This is a genomic window from Pseudoalteromonas sp. 20-MNA-CIBAN-0454 (assembly GCF_040308685.1).
GTDB lineage: Bacteria > Pseudomonadota > Gammaproteobacteria > Enterobacterales > Alteromonadaceae > Pseudoalteromonas > Pseudoalteromonas nigrifaciens.
Window position 1 is genome coordinate 36,458 of sequence record NZ_JBEOOB010000023.1, and the last position, 23,726, is coordinate 60,183.

Annotated in this window: 20 protein-coding genes; 15 read left to right on the forward strand and 5 right to left on the reverse strand. The window is 40.1% G+C overall.

All coding sequences use genetic code 11. From position 1 onward, the window contains the following. Positions 1 to 114: 114 nt before the first annotated feature. Positions 115 to 1,809: a DUF8614 domain-containing protein gene (locus AAEZ22_RS12170; RefSeq protein WP_011329033.1), complete on the reverse strand. Its 1,695-nt coding sequence runs from the start codon at positions 1,807 to 1,809 to the stop codon at positions 115 to 117. A 283-nt stretch (positions 1,810 to 2,092) separates the two neighbouring features. Between AAEZ22_RS12170 and AAEZ22_RS12175 the strand changes: the two genes are divergently transcribed. Then, a complete protein-coding gene (locus tag AAEZ22_RS12175; RefSeq protein ID WP_011329032.1) occupies positions 2,093 to 2,932 on the forward strand; it encodes an HDOD domain-containing protein in 840 nt (279 codons plus the stop codon). Between the two features lie 77 nt (positions 2,933 to 3,009). Here the strand turns inward: AAEZ22_RS12175 and rdgC are convergent, their stop codons facing one another. Further along, positions 3,010 to 3,921 carry a recombination-associated protein RdgC gene (rdgC, locus tag AAEZ22_RS12180; RefSeq protein ID WP_352297366.1) on the reverse strand — a complete coding sequence of 304 codons (912 nt, stop codon included), beginning with the start codon at positions 3,919 to 3,921 and terminating at the stop codon, positions 3,010 to 3,012. A gap of 472 nt (positions 3,922 to 4,393) precedes the next feature. Between rdgC and AAEZ22_RS12185 the strand changes: the two genes are divergently transcribed. The 14 genes from AAEZ22_RS12185 (at position 4,394) to AAEZ22_RS12250 (ending at position 20,336) form a co-directional block, all read left to right on the forward strand. Next, positions 4,394 to 4,762 (forward strand): response regulator, encoded by a 369-nt coding sequence (locus AAEZ22_RS12185; RefSeq protein ID WP_086993178.1) that lies wholly within the window; start codon positions 4,394 to 4,396, stop codon positions 4,760 to 4,762. A 229-nt stretch (positions 4,763 to 4,991) separates the two neighbouring features. Further along, the gene (gene thrA, locus AAEZ22_RS12190; protein WP_011329029.1) at positions 4,992 to 7,409 is read left to right on the forward strand and encodes a bifunctional aspartate kinase/homoserine dehydrogenase I; all 2,418 of its coding nucleotides are present in this window, start codon (positions 4,992 to 4,994) and stop codon (positions 7,407 to 7,409) included. Between the two features lie 9 nt (positions 7,410 to 7,418). Further along, a complete protein-coding gene (thrB, locus tag AAEZ22_RS12195) occupies positions 7,419 to 8,354 on the forward strand; it encodes a homoserine kinase (RefSeq protein WP_352297369.1) in 936 nt (311 codons plus the stop codon). 10 nt (positions 8,355 to 8,364) lie between these two features. Continuing rightward, complete coding sequence (thrC, locus tag AAEZ22_RS12200) at positions 8,365 to 9,648, forward strand: threonine synthase (protein WP_352297372.1); 1,284 nt, start codon at positions 8,365 to 8,367, stop codon at positions 9,646 to 9,648. A gap of 270 nt (positions 9,649 to 9,918) precedes the next feature. Then, positions 9,919 to 11,175: a serine hydroxymethyltransferase gene (gene glyA, locus AAEZ22_RS12205; RefSeq protein ID WP_011329026.1), complete on the forward strand. Its 1,257-nt coding sequence runs from the start codon at positions 9,919 to 9,921 to the stop codon at positions 11,173 to 11,175. A gap of 104 nt (positions 11,176 to 11,279) precedes the next feature. Then, positions 11,280 to 11,729 (forward strand): transcriptional regulator NrdR, encoded by a 450-nt coding sequence (gene nrdR, locus AAEZ22_RS12210; protein ID WP_011329025.1) that lies wholly within the window; start codon positions 11,280 to 11,282, stop codon positions 11,727 to 11,729. A 2-nt stretch (positions 11,730 to 11,731) separates the two neighbouring features. Next, positions 11,732 to 12,880 carry a bifunctional diaminohydroxyphosphoribosylaminopyrimidine deaminase/5-amino-6-(5-phosphoribosylamino)uracil reductase RibD gene (gene ribD / locus AAEZ22_RS12215; protein WP_352297375.1) on the forward strand — a complete coding sequence of 383 codons (1,149 nt, stop codon included), beginning with the start codon at positions 11,732 to 11,734 and terminating at the stop codon, positions 12,878 to 12,880. Positions 12,881 to 12,884: 4 nt separating this feature from the next. Next, positions 12,885 to 13,538 (forward strand): riboflavin synthase, encoded by a 654-nt coding sequence (locus tag AAEZ22_RS12220; protein WP_086993175.1) that lies wholly within the window; start codon positions 12,885 to 12,887, stop codon positions 13,536 to 13,538. Between the two features lie 28 nt (positions 13,539 to 13,566). Beyond that, on the forward strand, positions 13,567 to 14,679 hold the full coding sequence (ribBA, locus tag AAEZ22_RS12225) for a bifunctional 3,4-dihydroxy-2-butanone-4-phosphate synthase/GTP cyclohydrolase II (RefSeq protein ID WP_011329022.1): 1,113 nt from the start codon (positions 13,567 to 13,569) through the stop codon (positions 14,677 to 14,679). 93 nt (positions 14,680 to 14,772) lie between these two features. Then, a complete protein-coding gene (gene ribH / locus AAEZ22_RS12230; protein WP_011329021.1) occupies positions 14,773 to 15,237 on the forward strand; it encodes a 6,7-dimethyl-8-ribityllumazine synthase in 465 nt (154 codons plus the stop codon). 15 nt (positions 15,238 to 15,252) lie between these two features. Further along, on the forward strand, positions 15,253 to 15,663 hold the full coding sequence (nusB, locus tag AAEZ22_RS12235) for a transcription antitermination factor NusB (RefSeq protein ID WP_011329020.1): 411 nt from the start codon (positions 15,253 to 15,255) through the stop codon (positions 15,661 to 15,663). A 94-nt stretch (positions 15,664 to 15,757) separates the two neighbouring features. Next, complete coding sequence (thiL, locus tag AAEZ22_RS12240; RefSeq protein WP_041454538.1) at positions 15,758 to 16,732, forward strand: thiamine-phosphate kinase; 975 nt, start codon at positions 15,758 to 15,760, stop codon at positions 16,730 to 16,732. Then, entirely contained in the window at positions 16,729 to 17,214 is a 486-nt protein-coding gene (locus AAEZ22_RS12245) for a phosphatidylglycerophosphatase A family protein (RefSeq protein WP_011329018.1), read from the forward strand. Before thiL ends, AAEZ22_RS12245 begins: the two co-directional genes overlap by 4 nt. Before the next feature lie 35 nt (positions 17,215 to 17,249). Next, positions 17,250 to 20,336 carry a ligand-binding sensor domain-containing diguanylate cyclase gene (locus AAEZ22_RS12250; protein WP_011329017.1) on the forward strand — a complete coding sequence of 1,029 codons (3,087 nt, stop codon included), beginning with the start codon at positions 17,250 to 17,252 and terminating at the stop codon, positions 20,334 to 20,336. Between the two features lie 70 nt (positions 20,337 to 20,406). Here the strand turns inward: AAEZ22_RS12250 and dxs are convergent, their stop codons facing one another. From dxs to AAEZ22_RS12265, 3 genes are all read right to left on the reverse strand, one after another. Then, positions 20,407 to 22,269 carry a 1-deoxy-D-xylulose-5-phosphate synthase gene (dxs, locus tag AAEZ22_RS12255; RefSeq protein ID WP_086993171.1) on the reverse strand — a complete coding sequence of 621 codons (1,863 nt, stop codon included), beginning with the start codon at positions 22,267 to 22,269 and terminating at the stop codon, positions 20,407 to 20,409. Between the two features lie 112 nt (positions 22,270 to 22,381). Further along, the gene (gene ispA, locus AAEZ22_RS12260) at positions 22,382 to 23,269 is read right to left on the reverse strand and encodes a (2E,6E)-farnesyl diphosphate synthase (protein ID WP_011329015.1); all 888 of its coding nucleotides are present in this window, start codon (positions 23,267 to 23,269) and stop codon (positions 22,382 to 22,384) included. Positions 23,270 to 23,271: 2 nt separating this feature from the next. Then, entirely contained in the window at positions 23,272 to 23,514 is a 243-nt protein-coding gene (locus AAEZ22_RS12265; RefSeq protein WP_011329014.1) for an exodeoxyribonuclease VII small subunit, read from the reverse strand. Positions 23,515 to 23,726 lie beyond the last annotated feature (212 nt).

The window sequence follows — 23,726 nt, forward strand, 5'->3', positions numbered from 1 at the left end:
TAAATAACGACACCGAGCACTTTTAACTCAATAAAAAAGCGTTACAGTTTTGAGCTGTAACGCTTTTTTAGTTTTTATTTACTAGGCTATTTTAGGTAGTAAACAGGCTATAAACTATTTAAGGCCCAACACTGCTTTGCCTTGTTTAAAAGTAACATCAACCGGAATATTAGCTTGGCTTAGCTTTTCTAAATCCTCTGCTAGCTCTGCTTTAATATTACCGTGCGTAGCAATAAGCTGATCTACTTTTTGATAGTCGCCATCACCTTGAATGGTTAAAATTAAGCGCGATAATTTAGCCATAGCATGGCTCATTTTTTCCATATTTACACGGTATAAACCGGCTTCATTTTTAGAAAAAGCACCTTCTTGAGCAAAAAAGTTAAAGCGGATCATATTCGCTTTACCATGAGCGCTAGATGCACCAAAACGTACTGAGCGGAATATACCAGCCATAAAGGTGGTGTAGTAATCCTCTAGTGTACCTTCAGTAATTTCGCCTTTTTTAAGTAGTTGCTCAATCATGTATAAACCTAAAATATCGGCTTTACCTTCCTCTAGCGCACTGGCGTGTTCTTGTAATGATTGGCGCACAGTTCCCTTACCAGTAAGGGTATTTTTAATGCCTAAGCCATGAGCTACTTCATGGAACATAGTATTAGCAAAAAAAGCATCAAAGGTAATATGCTTACGTTGCTCAGGCACAATAAGTTGTTCTGCAATTGGTACTAAAATTTTGTCAAACTTAGCGCGCATGGCATTTTTAAGTTGTAAACGGCGCGTGCCTTTTTCAAGCTGTACTTGCTCGTCGTTTGGTAAGTTTATTGCAATGGTTTTACTGCCCGCATTTGAGTGCCCTGCATAGTAAACAACGTCGTAGGCATTTAGGTCGGCGTCTGATCCCGGAACTTCTTGTTTGTATTTATCATCAACCGGTAAGCCTTTTTGTAGCTCAGGTAAAAAGGCAGCAAATTTAGCCAGGCGTTCGCTCCATGCTAAATCTTTAATTAATACATAAGACTCATAAGCAGCACGGTAACCAAACAATTGGTCTTCATAAGTTTCAATTGGACCAATAACCACATCTACTGGGTTATTTTTCATATCCATCCACGCAAAATCAGACGCTTGAAAGTCATCGTTTAGTAGCGCGTCTGCACGAAGGTTTAAGTAGTTAGCAAACTCTTTATCGTCTGCTAGTTTACTTGCTTCACGTAGCAAGTTAGCAGCCTCTAAAAGCTCGGTTGCGTACTCTTTAGAGTATGGCACGCTGTAAAGGTTACCTTGCTCATCACGTTTAATAATAGAGTAAAGCCCATTTTTATCTGCAAGATCAGCTTTATTTAACTCTTCTTTAGTTATATCTGCAGGGTAAAACTGTGCACCAGTTGCTTTTTCTTTATAGCTTGATAAAAACACTTTATCGCCGTTTAAACGATCCCATGGACCGTAGTTTATGTCGGCAAATTTACGCACTTTGTCATCAGCTAGTTTAGCTAAAAATGACTCTTTATTTTCACCAAACGCTTGCTGCCAAAATAAATCATCCATAATTATTGAAGCATCTATAAGCTTTGCCACCATAGCTTTTTGGTTATCACTTAAATGTGATAAATCAGTTTGTAAGCTAAAGTCAGTGTAAATGTCTAAACGTTGTTTATCGGTATTTATAAGTGTTGGACCTACTGGCTTTACTTGCTCTGTTTTAACAGCCGTTTTATTACTAGAAGAAGGGGCTTGCTCTGAACAAGCACTAAGAAAAACGATGCCGGAGAGCATAATTGCTTGGCTAATTTTATTTAAATTCATTATTTTGCCTATTTAAAAGTAAGATTTATTATTTGTATGCAGTTCGCTAAGGCGCTTACTATCTTAAAAATACTGCCTTATAGTGACTGCATTAAAGCAAAACACCGTGGTAAATAGCAAGTTTTAGGCGTTAGAGGTGTAATTAACTGATGTTAAATAGTAAATAAAAAATAAATTTATGTAGTTTTGTTAGCTTTAACTATAAGTTAAGTAATACTAAAGCATATAATAACAACAATATAAGGCTTGTTTTAGCTTATAAATAACTAATCATAGGGATGTTATGTCTACTGAAAATGCATTGTTAACAATTTTGATTGATAGAATAAATAACGACACTTTGGTGCTGCCTACTTTACCTGAAGTAGCAATTAAAGTGCGCCAAGCTGCTGATAATAATGACGTAAACTTGATGCAAATGGCCGATGTGATTGCACATGATCCAGCACTAACAGCCCGTATGATTAAAGTAGCTAACAGTGCAATTATGGGGCGCTCAGTTAAGGTATCTAACTTACATCAAGCAGTTACTCGCATAGGCTTACGACAAATTAAAAATATTGCAACGGCTATGGCAATGGAGCAATTGTTTGTATCTAACAACGAGCTAATTAAAGGTTACATGGGCAAAGCGTGGCAAAAAACGTTAATAGTAGCGAGTCACTCAATTGCATTAATGGAATTTTACTTAAAGAATAATAAGCAAAACTCTTTAAATAGAGATTCGATTACCTTGGCATCATTAATTTATAATATTGGTGTATTACCCATTTTAACCGAAGCCGAACGCCATCCTGAGGTATTTGCTAATCCTAGCTTTTTAGCCCATGCAATTCAAAAGCTCAGTGGTAAAATTGGTGGCTCTATAATGAAAGCGTGGGAGTTTCCTGATGAATTTGTTGATGTGGCGCAAAACTGGGCTGATGCCAGTCATCGCCCTGAGCAGGTAAGCTATATTGATTTTATTAGGATTGGTGCAATTTTAGAGGGCACGCTACAAGTGTCAGATAAGTCGGCCGCGCTACAGGTTTATATTAACAAAGGAATTATTCCTTCTATGCAGCTTTTCACCAGCGATGAGTATCACGCTATGGTTGACGATATAAAAGAGATGTTTTGCTAATAGTAATTAAGTAGTAAGTGTAAAAAAAGCACGATTAAATCGTGCTTTTTTTGGCTTAACTTAGCAAGGGTTAGCGCTTAAGCTAAGTCGTCTATATTGCCTAAGCCTTGAGTTAGCTCTTCAAGTAGCTGTTTAATTTCTTCTGAAGCTAAAATAAAGTCAGCATCGAGTTTTACTGCCATGTCTTCTTTTGGAATATCAGCATTTTCTTCTTTTAAGGTATCGCTGTAGCTTAAACGCTTAATAGAACCGTCGTTTTGCAGCATAAACTTAACACGTTCTTGCCAATCAAGTGCAAGCTTAGTAACACGTTTACCGGTTTCAAGGTGCGATTTAACTTCGTCGCACGATAGGTCGTGGCCTTTAAGCTTAACTTGCGCACCACTGTCATCTGCTTCTTCTAACTCTGCATCTGAGCCTATTGCAAAACCTTCAGGCGTGCTGAAGTTAGTTAACCAGTCGGTTAAAAATACATCTAGGTCGTAATTGGCAAATGCAGGTACTACAGGCAGTGTGCCTAACGATTTACGCAAAAGTGCGAGTAACTCTTCGGCTTTGTTAAAACTGCCGCTATTAACCACAACCCAGCCGTTTTCTTGGTCAATAAATGCAAACTGTAAGCTCGACTTTTTAAATGCTTGTGGTAGCAGTGTATGTAAAATGTTTTCTTTTAATTCGTCTTTTTCTTTCTTTTTAACTGGGCGATTTTCTTCAGCTTCAATTAAATCGACTTTTTCTGCAACTAGCTCATTTATAACCGATGCAGGTAATACTTTTTCTTCGCGCTTAGCGCAAACTAAAATACTTTTTTGTGAAAAATGCGATAAAGTTTCGCCGTGTTTCCCAAACGCTTTTGTCCAGCCAAATGTAGCCAGCTCTTGGCCCGTACATGGACGAAATAAGTCTTGCTCTAATGCTTTGTCAAAATCTTCTTGTGTATACGAAACATCTTGTTTAAAGCGATAACATATAAGGTTACTAAACCACATAGGAATACAGATCCATTTGAAAAATTTGCACAATCATAGCAATAAAATCAGTATCTCGAAATGGCTGATTTTATTGTGGCATATTTAAAAAATAGCAAGTTGTTTTAAGGAGCGCAGTCATAATTGAGTATGTGTAATCTTGCTTGCTGTCGCTGCGCACTTGTTGCGCAATAAGTTGCTACACTTTTATACAGGCCGTTTAAAACTAAGGCGCATATGTATTTAGCGCTTAGCTTTTTGCATTACACTATAGTTTAATGGTGGGTTTGATAATGCGCAGGCTAGGCCAAATATAAATAACTCTTGGTTGAATAAATTTCAATTTTGAAAAATTAATACGCCCTAGTGTATTTTACATTAATTCAGTTATAGTGAAGCTCGATATTTTTGAAGTTTTTCGGCTTTTAAGTTTGGCTGAACGAGAGGTTGTTTTTATGCTGGCTTTAATGCATCGCCTTAGTAACTGGTTTTCATGATGAACTTTTCTATTTTAGTTTGTGACGATTCAGCAGTAGCCCGCAAACAAGTGATACGTTGCTTAAATGACTGTATAACCGCCGATATACGCCAAGCGATAAATGGAGTAGATGCGTTAGCGTTATTGAAAGAACAACATTTTGATTTAGTTTGCCTCGATTTAACTATGCCGATACTCGATGGTGTGCAGGTGTTGGAGCATATTAAAGCAGAAAAAATGGAGTGTTTTGTATTAGTCATTTCGGCAGATATTCAACAGCAAATGCAGCAGCGCGTAGCACAATTAGGTGTTATAGGGTTTATCGAAAAGCCAGTTGGCAAAATAATACTTAATAATATTTTGCATAAATTTGGCATTTACTAGAAGTTAAGATGAAAAAAAAGACTGTTTTATCTTCTTAATGAGGGTTGACAGTATAGCCTGTGTTAAGGCAGTCTTAAGCTATGAAAACATTTAGTCTTGCAGCGACCATTATTATTACAACCATCATCCTAACTGGATAGTGGCATAGGTCGGTGCAACAAATTTAAAGGCCTGTGTTCACTTAGAACCCAGGCCTTTTTTCGTTTTATGGAATGAGGAAACATAAAAAATGCGCGTTTTAAAATTTGGCGGATCATCGCTTGCCGACTTTGCTTGTTTAGAGATGGTTGCCGTGCTGGCAAAAGCACAATTAAAAGATGAAATGTTATTAGTGCTTTCAGCCCCCGGTGGCATGACAGATTCATTAGTTGCATTAGCCTCAGCGGCTGAGCAGGGTGAAGACTTTAGTCACTTGTGGCAAGCACTGGTAAATCGATGTGACGAGTTAAAAAAAGCAGTAGAGCAAGGCTATGGTGAAATTGAAAACTGGCCAAATTTTACCGAGCTTAAAAATAAACTTGATGGTGTATCACTGATTAAATGCTGCCCTGAGCAAGTACGTGCTTTTATTATTAGCTTTGGTGAGCGCGTTAGTGTGTCGTTAATGCAATGCTTACTCGGTGATTTAAACGCGCAGTACCTTGAAGCGACCAATTGCATAGTATCAACCGGTGGTTACATAGATGCAGAGGCAGACTTAGTTGCCAGTAAAGTGCGCTTTCAAGCCGTATTAAAAGAACAACCAGCAACTATTTATATTATGCCCGGTTTTACTGCCAGTAATGAGCAAGGCGAACTAACCACTTTGGGCCGAAATGGCTCAGATTATTCTGCGGCAATTGCGGCAGCTTGTTTAGAAGCCGATGTTTGCCAAATTTGGACTGATGTAGATGGTGTTTACAGTGCTGATCCGCGTTATATAAAAACCGCCACTAAAGTTGATTTTTTATCTTATAAAGAAGCGATGGAGCTTTCTTACTTTGGTGCAAAAGTATTACACCCTAAAACAATTTTACCCTGCGCTAAAGCGGGTGTACCGTGCGAAATTAAAAACACGCGTAACCCCAATGCACAAGGCTCACTTATTAGTAACGAGAGCGTTTCATCTGAGCCAGTAAAAGCACTATCAAGTTTACAAGATTTAGCAATGCTTACCGTGTCGGGCCCGGGCATGAAAGGTAAAGTAGGGATGGCATCTAAAGTATTTAATGCCCTTGCCCTTGATAATGTGTCGATTGTTTTAATTACCCAGTCATCGTGTGAGTTCAGTATTAGTTTTTGTGTTCATGAGGTCGATTTAGCGCTGGCACTTGAAGCGCTGCAAACCGCATTTAAATTAGAGTCTCAAGCAGGTTTAATTGAACCAATACAAGTAAAGCGTAACTTAGCTATTGTTACTTTGGTGGGCGATAATATGCGTGCGCACAAAGGTTTAGCGGCTAAGTTTTTTGCATCACTTGCTCAAGCACAAGTAAATATTGTAGCTATAGCCCAAGACTCTACCGAAAGTTCTATTTCGGCCGTGATCGATGGTGAACGTTGTAATGGCGCTGTAAAGGTTTGTCATGAGAATTTCTTTACCCATATTCCATCAATTGACGTGTTTTTATTAGGGTGTGGTTTAGTAGGTCAAGAGCTTATTGAGCAATTAGAGCGTCAACAAGCTTGGCTTGAAAAACGCAATATTAAACTTAAGCTTTATGGGGTTGCTAACTCTCGCCAGCTACACTTAGACAGTGAAGGTATTGCCTTTGATGACTGGCAGCAAAAGCTTGGCGCATCAGAGCAGGCTTTTGATTTAAAACTAGTTGAACAATTTGTACAGCAAAATCATTTAATAAACCCAGTATTAGTTGATTGTACTTCGTCAGATGCGTTATCGGCGCAATACGTAGACTTTTTAAATGCCGGTTTCCATGTCGTAGCCGCAAATAAAAAGGCCAATACAAGCTCGTATGCTTACTATCAAGACTTAATTGCAGCAACGCAAAAAAATGGCCGTAAGTTTTTATACGAAACCAATGTAGGAGCCGGTTTACCGGTACTTGATAACTTAAAATCGTTATTTGGTGCAGGGGACGAGTTACTAGAATTTAGCGGTATTTTATCAGGCTCGCTATCGTACATGTTTGGTGCGCTGCAAGATGGCTTGTCACTGTCTGAGGCAACAATTAAAGCTAAAGAAAGTGGCTTTACTGAACCTGATCCGCGTGATGACTTATCGGGGACAGACGTAGCACGAAAACTATTAATTATTGCCCGCGAATCTGGCATGCCACTAGAGCTAAGCGACATTGAAGTAGAGTCGGTATTACCGCACGGTTTTGCACAAGGCGATGATGTAAATACGTTTATGGAAAAGCTCCCTAGCCTAAACGCAGGTTTTAACGACCGAATAGCAAGTGCTGCCGCAGAGGGTAAAGTACTGCGTTACGTAGGCACAATTAAGCAAGGTCACTGTAAGGTAGGTATAGAAGCCGTTGATGCAAAGCATGCACTTTACGATATTCGTGATGGCGAAAACGCATTAGCAATTTTAAGTCAGTATTATCAGCCACGCCCATTTGTTATACGAGGCTATGGCGCAGGCTCGGCAGTAACAGCCGCTGGTGTATTTGCTGATATTTTAAAAACGTTATCGCGCTAGGAGCAAACAATGATTGAAGTATATGCTCCCGCATCTATTGGTAATTTTGCCGTTGGTTTTGACGCATTAGGCGCAGCTCTTGCACCTATTGACGGCAGTTTATTAGGCGATGTAGCCGTTGTTAGTGCCGCATCGAGCGATGAGTTTATTTGCTCTGGCGAATACGCGCATAAGCTACCAAGTGATGCCAGTGAAAACTTAGCGTATCAATGTTTAGTGCATTTTAGAGCGCATGTAGCGCCTAATATGCCAAGTGTAAAGTTGGAGCTGAAAAAGAACTTGCCCATAGGTTCAGGGTTAGGATCAAGTGCGTGTTCGGTGGTAGCAACCTTTACTGCCCTAGATAAATTTGCCGGAACCAAGCTTAGCCAAGTTGAACTTATTGAGTTAATGGCCGACTTTGAGGCAGTTGTTAGTGGTGGTCGTCATTACGATAACATCACGCCATGTTATTTAGGTGGCCTGCAGCTAACTGGCGATTTAATTCCTAATAAATCAATTGCTTTACCAGTTGATGAAAACTGGTATTACGTTGCTGCGTTTCCTGGTTTTTCACTTAATACAGCAAAAGCACGCTCAGTTTTACCAAAAGAGTTGAGCATGCACGCAGGTGTAGAATTTGCGCAGCGTTTATCTGCCTTTAGTAGTTTATTGTTAATGCATCGCTTTGATGATGCATTAAGTATTATGCAAGACCATATAGCCGAGCCATACCGTGCGCCACTTATAACAGGTTTTAGTGAAGCAAAAGCGAGTTTGCCAGCGCTAGGCGCCGAAATTGTTAGTATTTCTGGTGCAGGGCCAACATTATTTACTGTGTGTAAAACATTAAAAGCTGCACAGCAGTGCGCGCAGTGGCTTGAAAGTAACTACATAAACGAGCAAGGTTTTTGCCATATTTGTAAATTAGATAACGACGGCACACGTCAATTAACAGTTTTATAGGATAGTAGTTATGCAATTACATAATTTAAAAGATAGTTCGCAACAAGTGTCGTTTGTTGAGGCAGTAAAAACGGGTTTAGGGCGTAATCAAGGGGTATTTTTTCCCGAGTCATTAACACCACTAACGGATGTTGATGCACTACTTGATATGGATTTTGTAACCCGTAGTAGTAAAATACTCTCGCATTTAATTGGCGATGAATTACCAGCAGATACCGTTGCACATATGGTTAAAAATGCATTTAACTTTCCGGTTAAGCTGGTGGAAGTGGCAGAGAACACTTATTGCTTAGAATTGTTTCATGGGCCTACCTTAGCGTTTAAAGATTTTGGTGCTCGCTTTATGGCAGAGTGTTTAGCGCAGTTTAATCAAGGCGATAAAGTGACTATTTTAACTGCAACGTCGGGCGATACTGGCGCGGCGGTTGCACATGCGTTTTATAATAAGCCTAATATCGACGTGGTCATTTTATACCCTAAAGGCAAAATTTCACTGGCGCAGCAAAAGCTCTTTACCACATTGGGTGGCAACATTCATTGTTATGCGGTTGAAGGCAGCTTTGATGATTGCCAAGAGTTAGTTAAAAATGCCTTTTTAGATGAAGAAGTTAAATCTACACTGGGGCTTAACTCTGCTAACTCTATTAATATTAGTCGCTTAGTGGCACAAGTTTGTTATTACTTTGAGGCAATTGCACAATTACCAAAAGCAAAACGGGCTACTGCGCATATTTCGGTTCCAAGTGGTAACTTTGGTAATGTGTGCGCGGCAATGATAGGTGCTGTTATTGGTTTGCCTGTTGGCAAACTTAGTGCAACTACTAATCAAAACGATACAGTACCGCGCTTTATGCTGGATAAAAACTGGACGCCAAACGCGACACTTGAATCACTTTCAAATGCAATGGATGTAAGCAAGCCAAATAACTGGCCACGAGTGCAATCTATGCTCGACAACAATTGGTTTAGCTACGATAATTTTTATTCAACTAGCGTAAACGAGCAAGATACGCAAACAGTGATGAAAAATATTCAACAAACAGATTATGTTGCTGAGCCGCATACCGCTATTGCATACCAAGGACTTGTTGAAAATCGCGCTCCTGGCGCTGCCGGAATCTTTTTAGCAACGGCTCATCCAGCTAAATTTAAAGACAGTGTTGAAGGTATTTTAAACATTGAACTAGCTATGCCAAAACCACTTGCAGATGCATTAGCCAAGCCATGTTTAGCTAATGATATAAATGCTGATTATGATGCCTTACGTACTGAAATACTTAGGAAATTAAGTTAAAAGTAAGATCTAATTAAAGCGGCCTTGGTCGCTTTTTTATAGGTATATTTTAGTGTGGGTGTTAATACTTTCATTAGCTATGTAAATATAATAATTAATATATATTTTAATTTATTATGTAATGATTAAAAAATATCATCTTAAAAAGCCTGTGAAATAAATTCAATCCCTGTTTAAATATCCTCAACTTAAGAGCGTAGGCAAATAGTCGTTTTAAGCGTACAATAAAGCCTCTAAAAAATACCATACACCTTGCCCCAGGAGACCCCAATGTTAGAACGTAGCATGAATATTTCAGATTTTGACCCAGAGTTATTTGACGCAATTGCAAAAGAAACTGCGCGCCAAGAAGATCACATTGAATTAATCGCTTCTGAAAACTACTGTAGCCCACGCGTACTAGAAGCACAGGGTTCACAGTTAACTAATAAATACGCAGAAGGTTATCCGGGCAAACGTTACTATGGCGGTTGTGAGCATGTAGACGTTGTTGAGCAATTAGCGATTGACCGTGCTAACGAACTATTTGGTTCTGACTATGCAAACGTACAACCACATGCTGGTTCGCAAGCAAATGCGGCCGTTTTTTTAGCATTGTTAAACGCCGGTGATACCGTACTAGGTATGAGCTTAGCTCATGGCGGCCATTTAACGCATGGTTCACACGTAAACTTTTCAGGTAAGCTTTATAATGCAATTCAGTATGGCCTAGATGAAACTACAGGCGAAATTGATTACGCACAGGTTGAAGCGCTAGCGCTTGAGCACAAACCAAAAATGATTATTGGTGGCTTCTCAGCATACTCAGGTATTGTTGATTGGGCTAAATTACGTGAAATTGCTGATAAAATTGGCGCTTACTTTTTTGTAGATATGGCGCACGTTGCTGGTTTAATTGCGGCGGGTATTTACCCAAGCCCAGTTCCTCACGCACATGTTGTTACTACAACTACACATAAAACCTTAGCAGGCCCTCGTGGTGGTTTAATTATTTCGGCATGTGGCGACGAAGCTATTTACAAAAAGCTTAACAGTGCTGTTTTCCCTGGTGGCCAAGGCGGTCCTTTATGTCATGTTATTGCTGCTAAAGCTGTGGCATTTAAAGAAGCCCTACAACCAGAATTTAAAGTATACCAAACACAAGTTGTTAAAAATGCACAAGCTATGGTTGCTGTTATGCAGGAACGTGGCTACAAAATTGTATCTGACAAAACTGAAAACCACTTATTCTTACTTGATTTAATCAATAAAGATATTACCGGTAAAGATGCTGATGCTGCTTTGGGTAACGCTCATATTACAGTTAACAAAAACTCAGTGCCTAACGATCCACGTTCACCGTTTGTAACATCTGGCCTACGTATTGGTTCACCTGCAATCACTCGTCGTGGTTTTAAAGAAGCAGAATCTAAAGAGCTTGCTGGCTGGATCTGTGACGTACTAGATAACATCAATGATGAATCAGTACAGGCGCAAGTAAGAGAAAAAGTAAAAGCAATTTGTGCAAAACTACCTGTTTACGCTTAATAAAAGTAAAACAGTAATTTAGATCACAATCGCTTAGTTTTTTGCTAAGATAAAGGCCGCTTTAAAGCGGCCTTTTTTGTTTTTTAAAACGGAAGTACCTAGCTATGCATTGCCCATTTTGTACCGCAAAAGATACCAAAGTTATTGACTCTCGCCTGGTTGGCGGTGGTCACCAAGTGCGTCGTCGTCGTGAATGCAATGACTGCCATGAGCGTTTTACTACGTTTGAGGGCGCAGAACTGGTTATGCCACGGGTAATAAAACAAGATGGCAGCCGCGAACCCTTTAACGAAGATAAATTGTTAAATGGTTTAAACCGCGCACTGGAAAAACGCCCCGTAAGTACCGAACAAGTAGAAGAAGTAGTTAATATAATAAAGTCGCAATTACGCGCAACCGGTGAGCGAGAGGTTTCGAGCCATTTAGTGGGAGAGTGCATTATGGAAGCGCTTAAAAAGCTCGATAAAGTAGCTTATGTGCGCTTTGCCTCGGTGTATCGCTCGTTTGAAGATATTCGCGAATTTGGCGAAGAAATTGCCCGTTTAGGGGAGTAAGTATGCAAAGCGACTGTGTTTTTAACCAAGATGACGAAATGTATATGGCACGTGCTATAGAACTGGCTAAAAAAGGCCGGTTTACTACCACGCCTAATCCAAACGTAGGTTGTGTATTAGTTAAAAACAATGAAATAGTAGGCGAGGGATTTCATCAGCTTGCCGGACAAGGGCATGCAGAAGTAAATGCACTTGCTATGGCTGGCAGTAAAGCAAAAGGCGCAACTGCTTATGTTACGCTTGAGCCATGTAGCCATTATGGTCGTACACCACCGTGCGCAGAAGGTTTAAAAGCCGCCGGTGTAGTAAAAGTAATTGCCGCTATGGTCGATAGCAATCCACAAGTGGCTGGTAAGGGGCTGAAAATACTTAGCGACGCTGGTATTGAGGTTGCGTATGGGTTACTTGAAGCACAGGCTAGGGCGCTTAATTTAGGCTTTTTTAAACGCATGGAGCATGGCCTGCCCTATGTAACGTGTAAAATGGCCGCCAGTATTGATGGTAAAACAGCGCTTAATAATGGCCAAAGTAAGTGGATAACAGGCGCAGCAGCACGCCAAGACGTACAGTTATATCGTGCACAAAGTTGCGCTATTTTAACCGGTGCCGACACAGTGTTAGTAGATGACGCTAAATTAAATGTGCGTAAAAATGAATTACCGCAGGCATTACCTACACAGTTACCGCTTCGCCAACCTGTGCGTGTTATTATTGACTCGCAAAATCGTTTAACCCCAAATCTTGCTTTATTTGCTATTGAAAGTGAAATAATAATTTTTACTACCAAGGTTGATAAATCGCAACATTGGCCGCATTTTGTAAAGCATATAGTAGTAACTGCTAGTAATTCGAAAGTTGATTTAACCGCGGTTTTAAAAAAGCTCGCAAAGCTGCAATTTAATACTGTGTGGCTAGAGGTTGGAGCAACCCTTGCGGGTAAAATGGTTGAACTGGATTTAATAGATGAATTTATTTTTTATCTAGCGCCTAAATTAATTGGGAGTGATGGCAAGAGTTTAGTTAATTTTCCTGAGTTGATCAGTATGCAAAATACGATTGATTTAACTTTTAATGAGTGTACGCGTATAGGTGATGATTTACGTATTAGCGCAGTAAAAAGCTCATTAAAACCACTTGAAACAAAAGAGTAATGCTATGTTTACTGGGATAATAGAAGCCACAGGCAAAATTGCTTTATTACAAAAAAAACAAGGCGATTTAGCTATTCGTGTACAAAGCCCTGACCTTGATATGAGTGATGTTAAGTTAGGAGATAGTATTGCCACTAATGGTGTGTGTTTAACTGTTGTTGATAAACATGCCGATGGTTTTAGTGCCGACTTATCGAATGAAACGATAGATTTAACTGGTTTTGCTCATTACACATTAGGGCAAACAGTTAATCTTGAAAAAGCCATGCAACCGGTTTCGCGTTTAGGTGGGCATTTAGTGTCTGGCCATGTTGATGGCATTGCTACAATTACCGCCATTACGCCAAATGCACGTGCTACAGAATATTGGCTAACCACAGATGAAAACCTAATGAAATACATACCGTATAAAGGTTCTGTATGTATTGATGGTATTAGCCTAACAGTGAACGCAGTAGAAGGTAATAAATTTAAATTAACGATTGTGCCCCATACTAGCGAGCAAACTACGATAGCTAATTTTAAAGTGGGCACCCAAGTTAATTTGGAAGTCGACCAAATTGCGCGTTATTTAGAGCGGCTTATAAAAGGCGCAGAGCAGCCTACGGGCGCTGATATTTCAATGAGCTTACTCGCAAAAGCGGGCTTTATTAAGTAACGCAACTAACAACTAATAAGAGTGAATTATGAACTTACACAGCGCAGAAGAAATTATCGCAGACATTAAAGCCGGTAAAATGGTTATTTTAATGGACGATGAAGACAGGGAAAATGAAGGCGATTTAATTATTGCCGCCGAGCATATTAGTGCAGAAGCTATTAATTTTATGGCCACGCATGGCCGTGGTTTAATTTGTTTAACTATGACGCAACAGCGATGCGAGCAACTTGATTTACCGCTTATGGTAAAAAATAACGGTGCTGCGTTTTCAACTAATTTTACAATGTCGATAGAAGCTTCAAAAGGCGTTACTACAGGTATTTCGGCAGCAGATAGAGCACGTACAGTACAGGCCGCTATAGCTAAAGGCGCAGTGCCTAGCGATATAGTACAGCCTGGGCATATTTTTCCTATAATGGCACAACCTGGCGGTGTTTTAACGCGTGCAGGGCACACTGAAGCAGGCTGCGACTTAGCCCGTTTAGCAGGGCTTGAGCCTTCATCGGTTATTGTTGAAATACTCAATGCAGATGGCACTATGGCGCGCCGTCCTGACTTAGAAGTGTTTTCTAAACAGCACGATATTAAAATTGGCACCATAGCTGATTTAATTGAATACCGTAACTTAAACGAAACCACGATAGAGCAAGTGGCAAAGTGTAAGTTACCTACCGAGCACGGTGAGTTTGATTTAGTAACCTACAAAGACACCATTGACGGACAGCTACATTACGCATTAGTAAAAGGCGAAATAAAACAACAAGCGCCAACCGTAGTGCGAGTGCATTTACAAAGCACCTTTAACGATATTTTACTCTCAGATAGAAACTCTGAGCGTAGCTGGGGCGTGTCTGACGCAATGGCTTATATAGCTAAGCACAATGGTGTATTAGTTATTTTAGGCAAACAAGAAAGTACCGCAGAGCTTGAGGCAACCGTAAAGGCGTTTGCAGCCGAAGATTCGGGTGAAGATGTAACACCGAATAAATTTACAGGTACGTCTCGTACTGTAGGCGTGGGTTCACAAATTTTAGCCGATTTAGGCATTAAACAAATGCGCTTAATGAGTCGCCCTAAAAAGTATCATGCACTTTCAGGGTTTCATTTAGAAGTTGTTGACTACATAGAGCCGCAGTAATTAGACGCTAGGCTATTATTTTATTTTTATGGTATGATGCGCTGCAATTTTTGCGCAATCGAAATCGCTCAAACTTATTTTTAAGGTTATCAAATGAAAATTATTGAAGGTAGTAAGTACGCTCCGGGCAAAAAATTTGCCATTGTCATTTCTCGCTTTAATGACTTTATTGGTAGTAGCTTATTAGCAGGCGCTATTGATGAATTAAAACGCACAGGTGGTGTATCGGATGACGATATTACCGTAGTTTATGTACCTGGCGCGGTTGAATTACCTTTAGCAGCGAAACGTATTGCGGCAAAAAAACAGTATGATGCAATCATCGCATTAGGCGTAGTGATCAGAGGTGGTACTCCACACTTTGACCTAGTTGCTGGCGAATCAAACAAAGGTCTTGCGCAAGTATCACTTGAGTATGATATACCGGTTGCATTTGGCGTATTAACCACAGAAAGCATTGAACAAGCAATTGAGCGTGCTGGCACCAAAATGGGCAATAAAGGCGGCGAAGCTGCTTTAGGCGCGCTTGAAATGGTTAATGTGTTAGATAAAATTTAAGTTTAAGGAATTTTTGTGAAACCAGCAGCAAGACGTAAAGCACGTATATTAGCACTTCAGGCCATTTATTCTTGGCAATTAAGTGGCAATGCAATTGCCGATATCGAACAACAAATGTTGATCGAAAACGACGTGACTAAAATTGATGTTGAATATTTTAAAGATTTAGCCAGTGGCGTTGCGGTAAATTATAAGCAACTAGACGAGGCTGTATCACCGCATTTAACCCGTCCATTCGATGAGTTAGATATGGTTGAACGCGCAATATTACGTTTAAGCAGCTATGAGCTAAAATTTCGTGAAGATGTTCCATACAAAGTGGCTATCAACGAAAGCATTGAATTAGCTAAAATGTTTGGCGCTGAAGATAGCCATAAATTTGTAAACGGTGTACTTGATAAAGCAGTTAAGCATTTACGTAAGTAATATTTAGTCAGGTTTTTGATAATTATTTTATCAAAACTGGCTGGTATAAATTACCGTTAAAAAGGAGAGCCGGCATAGGTCGGCTTTTTTGTGTATGAAGGAATTTGAATTAATTAATCGTTATTTTAAAGGCCGTGGTATTACTCGCCGCGATGTTAATTTAGGGATTGGAGATGACTGCGCATTAGTTACTGTGCCGCAAAATTGTCAGCTTGCTATAACAACCGATACGCTCGTTGCTGGTGTACATTTTTTTGATGACATTGAACCTCGCGCACTCGGGCACAGAGCATTGGCTGTAAATTTAAGTGATTTAGCGGCAATGGGGGCAGAGCCTACATGGGTTTCTATCGCTTTAACACTTCCGAGTATTGATCAGCAATGGATTGAAGAATTGACTGACGGCATGCATGAAATTGCCGAATATTTTAATGTACAAATAATTGGTGGCGACACGACTCAAGGACCTTTGAGTATTACTATTTGTGCAAAAGGTACAGTACCCGAAGGCACTGCATTATGCCGAAATGGCGCAAAAGTAGGTGACTGGATTTTTGTAACTGGGCCGTTAGGAGATGCGGGGCTTGCAATAGAGTCTCGCAAGCAAGGCTTAACGATTGAACCTGAGCATCTAAAACATATTAAAAAGCGCCTTAACTTCCCTACACCTAGAGTGGCTGCAGGGCAGGTATTACGTGGGCTTGCGTCTTCTGCTATTGATATTTCAGATGGTTTACTAGCCGATTTAGGCCATATACTAAATATGTCGCAGGTTAGCGCAACGGTTAATATTGAAAGCATACCCACCTCGGATGCAATGAAAGCTAGCCTTGATTTTGAACAACAATTACCGTTTATACTAAATTACGGCGACGACTATGAACTGCTTTATACCGTGCCTGATAGCAATAAAAGTATGCTTGATGTAAAACTGCGTCAATATGGCGTAGAGGCAATTTGTATTGGCCAAATAAAAAGTGGCGAAGGGCAAATTGACCTGTTACATAAAGGCGAAAAATTTACTTTTAAGCACCAAGGTTTTGAGCACTTTTCTAAGGATTTAAGTTGAACAACAAGCGTTTATTTAACCTAAAGCGTCCACATCAGTTTTTTGGTTTAGGTTTTGGTACTGGGCTTGCACCTATAGCCCCAGGCACATTTGGTACTTTGGCTGCTTTACCTTTTATTTTTATAACCATGCACTACCCGTTGTGGTTACAAATAGTATTTGCTGTAGTGATCAGTGTTTTTGGTATTTGGGCTTGTGGCAAAACCGCTGATGATTTAGGGGTACACGATCACCCCGCGATTGTATGGGATGAAGTGGCAGGCTATTACATCACTATGATTGGTGCCGCACTGAGCTGGCAAACATTATTGGTTGGTTTTTTACTGTTTCGTTTTTTTGATATAGTCAAACCAGGCCCTATCCGTGTGCTCGACAAGCGTGCCCATGGTGGATTTGGAATTATGATTGATGACGTACTTGCAGGTATATTTTCACTTATTTGTTTGCAAGCGCTGATAAAAGTAGGTTTACTACCCTTTTAGTTTATTATTTGATTGTTTAGCTAGGTGGCAGCAATATGATGCGATTTTTACTAGTTTTTGTACTACTAACCTGTGCTATGCCAAGTTGGGCCTCAATTACTGATTACGTAGTTAAACAATGGAATATTAAAGATGGACTCCCCTCGCAATCACTCAAAAGTGTTGTGCAAGACCAGCAAGGTTATATGTGGCTGGGAACTCAATTTGGTTTAAGTCGTTTTGACGGCAATACTTTTACCAACTACAACACGCAAAATAGTCTTTTTTTACCAAGTAATGGTATTAATAAATTACTAATAGATGGCCAAGGCTTTTTGTGGATCGGCACCAAAAATGGGTTAGTGGTTATTGACCCTGCAACACTTAGTGCACAAGAGTTTAATATTAAAGGCCCGGTTAGAGATATTTTAGAGGACTCTAAAGGCGGTATTTGGATAGCCGCTAATGGCCTGTATTATGTTGATCGTAGTTTGGTTGATTTACGCGATCAAACTAATGAGCCATCACCCATAGTTAATCCCACTGTTATTACTCAAATAGTTGGCTCTGTGAGCAAAATGGCGCTCGCACCTGAAGGTATTTGGTTAGTAAACGACAGACATTTACTGCGCCTGACAAAAAGCGCTGCCGACTTTTCTAAATTACGCTTAGAGCTTACTGCCAAAGTGTCATTACCCGACAGCTTAGCGCAAACCATAGTGCACGATCTCTCTTTTTTAAATGGTAATTTATATTTAGCCTCTGAGTTGGGTGCTTATTTTTTAGATTTAGATGACGAACTACGTTCTTTCCCACTGCCTAATGTGAATAACTCTGCAGTTTATAAATTTATGAGCGATACCAATGGTGGCTTATGGGTATCTACTTATGGGCGTTTATTATTTCGTGGCAAGTCAGGTGATTGGCAATGGGTTGAGCCAAGTCAGTTAGATCAAAGTATTTGGTTTGCTGACATGTTTCGCGATGATCAAAATAATGTTTGGCTAGCCAGTTTTAGTGAAGGTTTATGGCTGGCACACGAAGGTCGCATTGAGCGTCACTCGGCAATTTCTAAAATGACTGAAACGGTAATGGCGATTAGTAAATCACCCGATGACAAACTGTGGATAGCTAACAGAAGCGGTGTTGGTTACTTTGATACCAATAAAAACTTTATTAATATAATAAACAGTAGCAAGTATGGGCATGCCTCGGTGCATGATTTACAGTTTGATGGCGATCGGCTTTATATTGCTACTGGGCGGGGGTTATTCTTTTATGAAGACGACACACTTTACAGCTTTCCTGGGCGCGCATTAAACGACAACCCGGTATTTGCGATTAGCTCAGCTACCCGAGGCGGATTTTGGATTGGTACTGGCCGAGGTTTGTATCGACTCAATTATAGTGGTTTAAGGCCCTTTGCTTATAATGCATTTTTAGGCAGTAAGTTTATTACTTTTGTATTAGATGCACCAAACTTTGGCATTATCGGTACTAGTAAAGGCGCGTATTACTTTACTGACCGAGGAATAGAAAAAATAGGCGACCAAACTACCTTAGAAAGTGCTTATGTAACCAGTATTTTGCATATAGATGGAGTTGGAATATTAGTTGGCTCGTTAAACGATGGTTTGTTTTATCGTAGTGGACAAGGACAATGGCAGCAATTAGATGCGGCAAATGGCTTACCCTATGGTTCTATTTTTAGCTTAAAGTACGATGAAAAATTAAAAAGAATATGGGTAAGCACCATGAAAGGTGTTTATCGGATGCCGGTAGATCAATTTAAAACGCAGATCCAAAGCTTAAAAGTTGAAGAGGTTATTTCCTCGTTCGATCGCCAACTCGATGGTAAAGCCAGCCAATGTTGTAATGGCTTAGGGCATGACGCGGTTGTTGATATGGATAACTCCATTTGGTATCCCAGTTTACAAGGTGTAGTTGAAATACCTAAAAGCGTTGAGCTGTTTGGTTTACGTGGTTTAAAACCTAAAATAGAAACATTAACTACACCATTACGTAGTTTAACCACAGCTGCATTAGGTAATAAACCGCGATTAAAAATAGACGAGCGCGATGTTACTTTAAAATACACAGCTATAGATTATTACGCGCCAAATAGTATTGAGTTTAGATATAAATTAAATGGTTTAGATACTGACTGGCGATACGCTAATACTCGCCGCGAAGCTATTTATACCAACCTTCCAGCCGGTGCATTTTTGTTTCAGTTAGAAACAAAACGCCAAGGCGAGGATTGGAACATAGCCCAATCTGTTGATTACGCTTTTGTAGTACCTGAGCGTTTTGATGAAACAATTTACTTTAGATTACTGATCACCAGTGGTTTCGTTTTATTGTTTTATTTAGTGTTTTGGGTATTTAGAGCGCAAGAGCGCCGTAAACAAGAAGTGTTAGAAGGGTTGATCACTGATCGTACCTTAGAGCTTCGCCAAGCAAACGATAAGCTTAATAAGGTTAACTCACAGCTTAAGCTGGTGAGCCATTCAGATGAGCTTACAGGGTTACGTAGCCGCCGCTTTTTGTTCGACCAACTACCTAAAGATATTGAACATTTTCAGCGTAACTCACAGTCACTGCAAGCGCAGGGCAAGTCGCTAGTATTATTAATTATAAACTTAGATAATTTTAGCCGTATTAACGATGCGTATGGGCCAATTGCCGGAGATAGTTGTTTGCAGCAAATGGCGGTATTACTTAATTCGCGTACTCAGGGCTCAGATTATGTGGCACGTTGGAGCGGCGATGAATTTTTACTTTTATTACGTGACTTTAAATGTAACTTAATTGACAGCTATGTGTCGGATCTTTGCCAAGGAATTGCCGAACATGGATTTCAATTGCCAAATGGTAAAAGCACTCATATTTCGGCCTCAATTGGTTGGTCGTTTTATCCGCTACCATTATTAGGTGGCCAAGTTATTAGCTGGGAAACCTCGATTAATTTAGCTGATATTGCACTGCATCAAGTTAAAAAACGCGGTGGCGATGGGGTCGCTAATATTACCTTTGATGAGCAGTTAGATGCGTTTGAGTTTGAGCAAAACCCTAATGTTGAACAGCAAATAGGCTTGCTACAAGCCAATGGTTTAGCTGATATTAAAGTATGGATGCGATAAGTAACTAATATTTAGATATTAAAAAAGGAGCCTAGGCTCCTTTTTTAATATGCTTTAAATGAGTAGGAGGTTAATTAATAAACGCTTTGATAGCAGTTAATATTCCTTGCTCGCCTAAGCCCATTTCGTCGTGCATTTCGTCTTGTGTACCGTGCTTAATAAATTCATCAGGGATACCCAAGTTAAGAATGCTAACCTGTGCTTTTTGCGTTGCTAAATACTCATTAACCGCAGAGCCAGCACCGCCAGAAATTGCATTGTCTTCAAGCGTTACTATTACATCGTGGCTGTTTATTAACTCATTGAGTAACGCAGTATCAAGCGGTTTAATAAAGCGCATATTAACTAAAGTCGCATTGAGTTCATCAGCTGCTAGTTGCGCGTTTTCAAGTAATGTACCAAATGACAATATAGCCACTTTAGCACCTTGCTTAACAACATCGGCTTTACCAATTTCAAGTAATTGCATATTAGTTGCAATTTCTGCCGTACCAGCACTACCACGCGGATAACGCACAGCAACAGGGCAATTTGCTTGATAACCAGTATATAACATGTGGCGACACTCATTTGTATCGCTTGGCGCCATAATGACCATATTTGGAATGCAGCGCATAAAGCTTAAATCGTACGCACCTTGATGTGTTTCGCCGTCTGCGCCAACAATACCAGCACGGTCAATAGCGAATAACACAGGTAAGTTTTGCAGCGCTACATCGTGAATTAGCTGATCGTACGCACGTTGTAAAAAGCTTGAGTAAATTGCGACAACGGGTTTTAAGCCTTCACAAGCAAAACCAGCAGCGAGGGTTACAGCGTGCTGCTCGGCAATCGCAACATCAAAATACTGATCAGGATGCTCTTTTGAAAAACGCACCATGCCAGAGCCTTCGCGCATAGCCGGTGTTATCGCCATAAGCTTGCTGTCTTGCTTTGCTATGTCGCATAACCAGTCGCCAAATACATTAGAAAATGTAGCCGCACCGGGTTTTGATTTAGGTAAACTTGATGTATTAGGATCAAACTTAGGTACGCCGTGATAGCCAATAGGGTCGGCTTCAGCGGGTTTATACCCTTTGCCTTTTTGGGTTTTTATATGCAGTAATTGCGGGCCTTTTAAGTTACGCATATTACGCAGCGTATCTACTAACATGTTTACATCATGGCCATCAATTGGGCCAATATAATTTAGGCCTAATTCTTCAAAGAAGGTACCAGGGATCATCATCCCTTTAATATGCTCTTCCATTTTACTGGCAAGTTGCTTAACTGGTGGCACACCCGAGAGTAGTTTTTTACTACCTTCGCGAATGTTAGTATAAAAGCTACCCGATAAAATACGGGCAAAGTGATTTGTTAACGCGCCAACGTTTTCAGAAATCGACATTTCGTTGTCATTTAAAATGATCAACATATCTGATTTTACATCACCTAAGTGGTTCATGGCTTCAAAAGCCATGCCTGCTGTAATAGCACCATCGCCTATAACGGCAACCGTTTTGCGTCCTTTACCTTCTTTTTGCGCAGCAATAGACATGCCCAACGCAGCTGAAATAGAGGTACTAGAATGGCCCACACTAAACGTATCGTATTGGCTTTCTTCGCGAAATGGGAAAGGGTGCAAGCCATCTTTTTTACGAATGGTGTGCATTAAATCGCGACGCCCGGTGAGTATTTTGTGTGGGTAAGCTTGATGGCCTACATCCCATACAAGGCGATCATCTGGGGTGTTATACACATAATGTAGTGCCACAGTGAGCTCTACGGTACCTAAACCAGACGCTAAATGCCCGCTACTTTGCGATACCGAGTTGAGTAAGTAGTCACGCAACTCATGGCTAAATGCAGGAAGCTTATCTTGTGCTAAGTCTCGCAAGTGGGCTGGTTCGTTAACCAAATTAAGTAATGGATACTTGCTGCTATCAAGTGTCATGGTTTTATATATGTCCTTCGCTAACATCAACTAACTGTGCAAACGCGTTGTTTGAGTTATTTGATGTTCAGTAATAATTTTAGTGCTAAGTTGCAATACATTTAAGCCGTGTTTAGTGGTCACGTTCAATTAAATAGTTAGCTAGTGACGCTAAAGCACTGGTATCGGCGTCTATATTTGCTAACGCTGCATGGGCTTGTTGTATTAAGTTTTGTGCTTTTTCTTTAGCGCCTAGCATACCTAATAAAGCGGGATATGTCGCTTTATTCGCAGCGATATCTGACCCTTGAGGCTTACCTAAAGTAACGGTATCGCCTTCTACGTCTAAAATATCGTCATGTACTTGAAATGCAAGCCCTATGGCATAGCCAAAAGTGGCTAAATTTTCTAACGTGTTTTGACTAACATTGTTCGAGCACAAAGCCCCCAGTGTAATTGCACAGCTTATTAGCGCACCGGTTTTTAACTTATGAATACGCTCAAGTTCAGCCACGGTTATTACTTTATCAGTAGCTGCAATATCAAGCCCTTGGCCTGCCACCATACCTTGTAACCCAGAGGCATGCGCCAGTTCAGCAATCATTTTAACTTGAGCTTGAGCACTACAGTTAAAATTATGCTTGGCTATTAACTCAAATGCTAAAGCTTGCAGTGCATCACCGGCTAAAATTGCGTGTGCTTCACCGTACACTATATGACAGGTTGGGCGTCCGCGACGTAATTCATCATCATCCATAGCTGGTAAGTCATCGTGAACTAACGAGTAGCTATGAATACATTCTATAGCTGCAGCAAGTACGTCTAAATCTTGTTTATCTGCGCCGAGCATTTTACCCGTTGCGTAAACCAAAAAAGGACGCAATCTTTTGCCGCCATTCATTAAACTATAATGGGTGGCGGCTTTTATGGTCTCGTCAGTATTAAGCGATTGGTCAAAATAAAGGTTAAGAGTATTGGCTACATCAGTTTGAGCATGTGTAATAAGTTCTTTAATAGTCACGGCTATTCCATATCATTATCAAAGTCGGTTAATACAGACTTCTCATCTTTGCCCATTAAAATAGCCACCTTTTGCTCAGCTTGTTGCAACTTACTAGACGATGCGCCTGCTAAAGCAATGCCACGCTCAAACTGTTTTAATGACTGCTCAAGCGATAAATCACCTTGTTCCATTTCACTAACGATTGTTGTTAATTCTTCTAGTGCTTGCTCGAAACTTAAGTTTTCAGGTTTTTTAGTCGCCATCTTTATTTCAACTTACATAATAAATTTAGAAGTCAATTTTAGGGGGAATGCTAAACTAGGTCAAAGGATGAAATGGTTTTTTCGTTAATAAACGTTTTATGTTTTAAAAAATTGATAATTAGATAGATTACACAAGTTGATCTAGAATAGTGCTTAATCCAGCTTTTTATGTTTATCTATAAAAAATGGCTTAAGCAATTCAGTATCTTGCC

Excerpts from the sequence above, each read along its gene's own strand:
- nrdR (WP_011329025.1), top strand. The coding sequence starts at position 11,280 with ATGCATTGCCCATTTTGTACCGCAAAAGATACCAAAGTTATTGACTCT.
- ribH (WP_011329021.1), top strand. The coding sequence starts at position 14,773 with ATGAAAATTATTGAAGGTAGTAAGTACGCTCCGGGCAAAAAATTTGCC.
- AAEZ22_RS12175 (WP_011329032.1), top strand. The coding sequence starts at position 2,093 with ATGTCTACTGAAAATGCATTGTTAACAATTTTGATTGATAGAATAAAT.
- thrC (WP_352297372.1), top strand. The coding sequence starts at position 8,365 with ATGCAATTACATAATTTAAAAGATAGTTCGCAACAAGTGTCGTTTGTT.
- thiL (WP_041454538.1), top strand. The coding sequence starts at position 15,758 with ATGAAGGAATTTGAATTAATTAATCGTTATTTTAAAGGCCGTGGTATT.
- dxs (WP_086993171.1), bottom strand. The coding sequence starts at position 22,269 with ATGACACTTGATAGCAGCAAGTATCCATTACTTAATTTGGTTAACGAA.
- AAEZ22_RS12170 (WP_011329033.1), bottom strand. The coding sequence starts at position 1,809 with ATGAATTTAAATAAAATTAGCCAAGCAATTATGCTCTCCGGCATCGTT.
- ribD (WP_352297375.1), top strand. The coding sequence starts at position 11,732 with ATGCAAAGCGACTGTGTTTTTAACCAAGATGACGAAATGTATATGGCA.
- rdgC (WP_352297366.1), bottom strand. The coding sequence starts at position 3,921 with ATGTGGTTTAGTAACCTTATATGTTATCGCTTTAAACAAGATGTTTCG.
- AAEZ22_RS12185 (WP_086993178.1), top strand. The coding sequence starts at position 4,394 with ATGATGAACTTTTCTATTTTAGTTTGTGACGATTCAGCAGTAGCCCGC.
- AAEZ22_RS12250 (WP_011329017.1), top strand. The coding sequence starts at position 17,250 with ATGATGCGATTTTTACTAGTTTTTGTACTACTAACCTGTGCTATGCCA.
- thrA (WP_011329029.1), top strand. The coding sequence starts at position 4,992 with ATGCGCGTTTTAAAATTTGGCGGATCATCGCTTGCCGACTTTGCTTGT.
- AAEZ22_RS12265 (WP_011329014.1), bottom strand. The coding sequence starts at position 23,514 with ATGGCGACTAAAAAACCTGAAAACTTAAGTTTCGAGCAAGCACTAGAA.
- glyA (WP_011329026.1), top strand. The coding sequence starts at position 9,919 with ATGTTAGAACGTAGCATGAATATTTCAGATTTTGACCCAGAGTTATTT.
- AAEZ22_RS12220 (WP_086993175.1), top strand. The coding sequence starts at position 12,885 with ATGTTTACTGGGATAATAGAAGCCACAGGCAAAATTGCTTTATTACAA.
- ribBA (WP_011329022.1), top strand. The coding sequence starts at position 13,567 with ATGAACTTACACAGCGCAGAAGAAATTATCGCAGACATTAAAGCCGGT.
- thrB (WP_352297369.1), top strand. The coding sequence starts at position 7,419 with ATGATTGAAGTATATGCTCCCGCATCTATTGGTAATTTTGCCGTTGGT.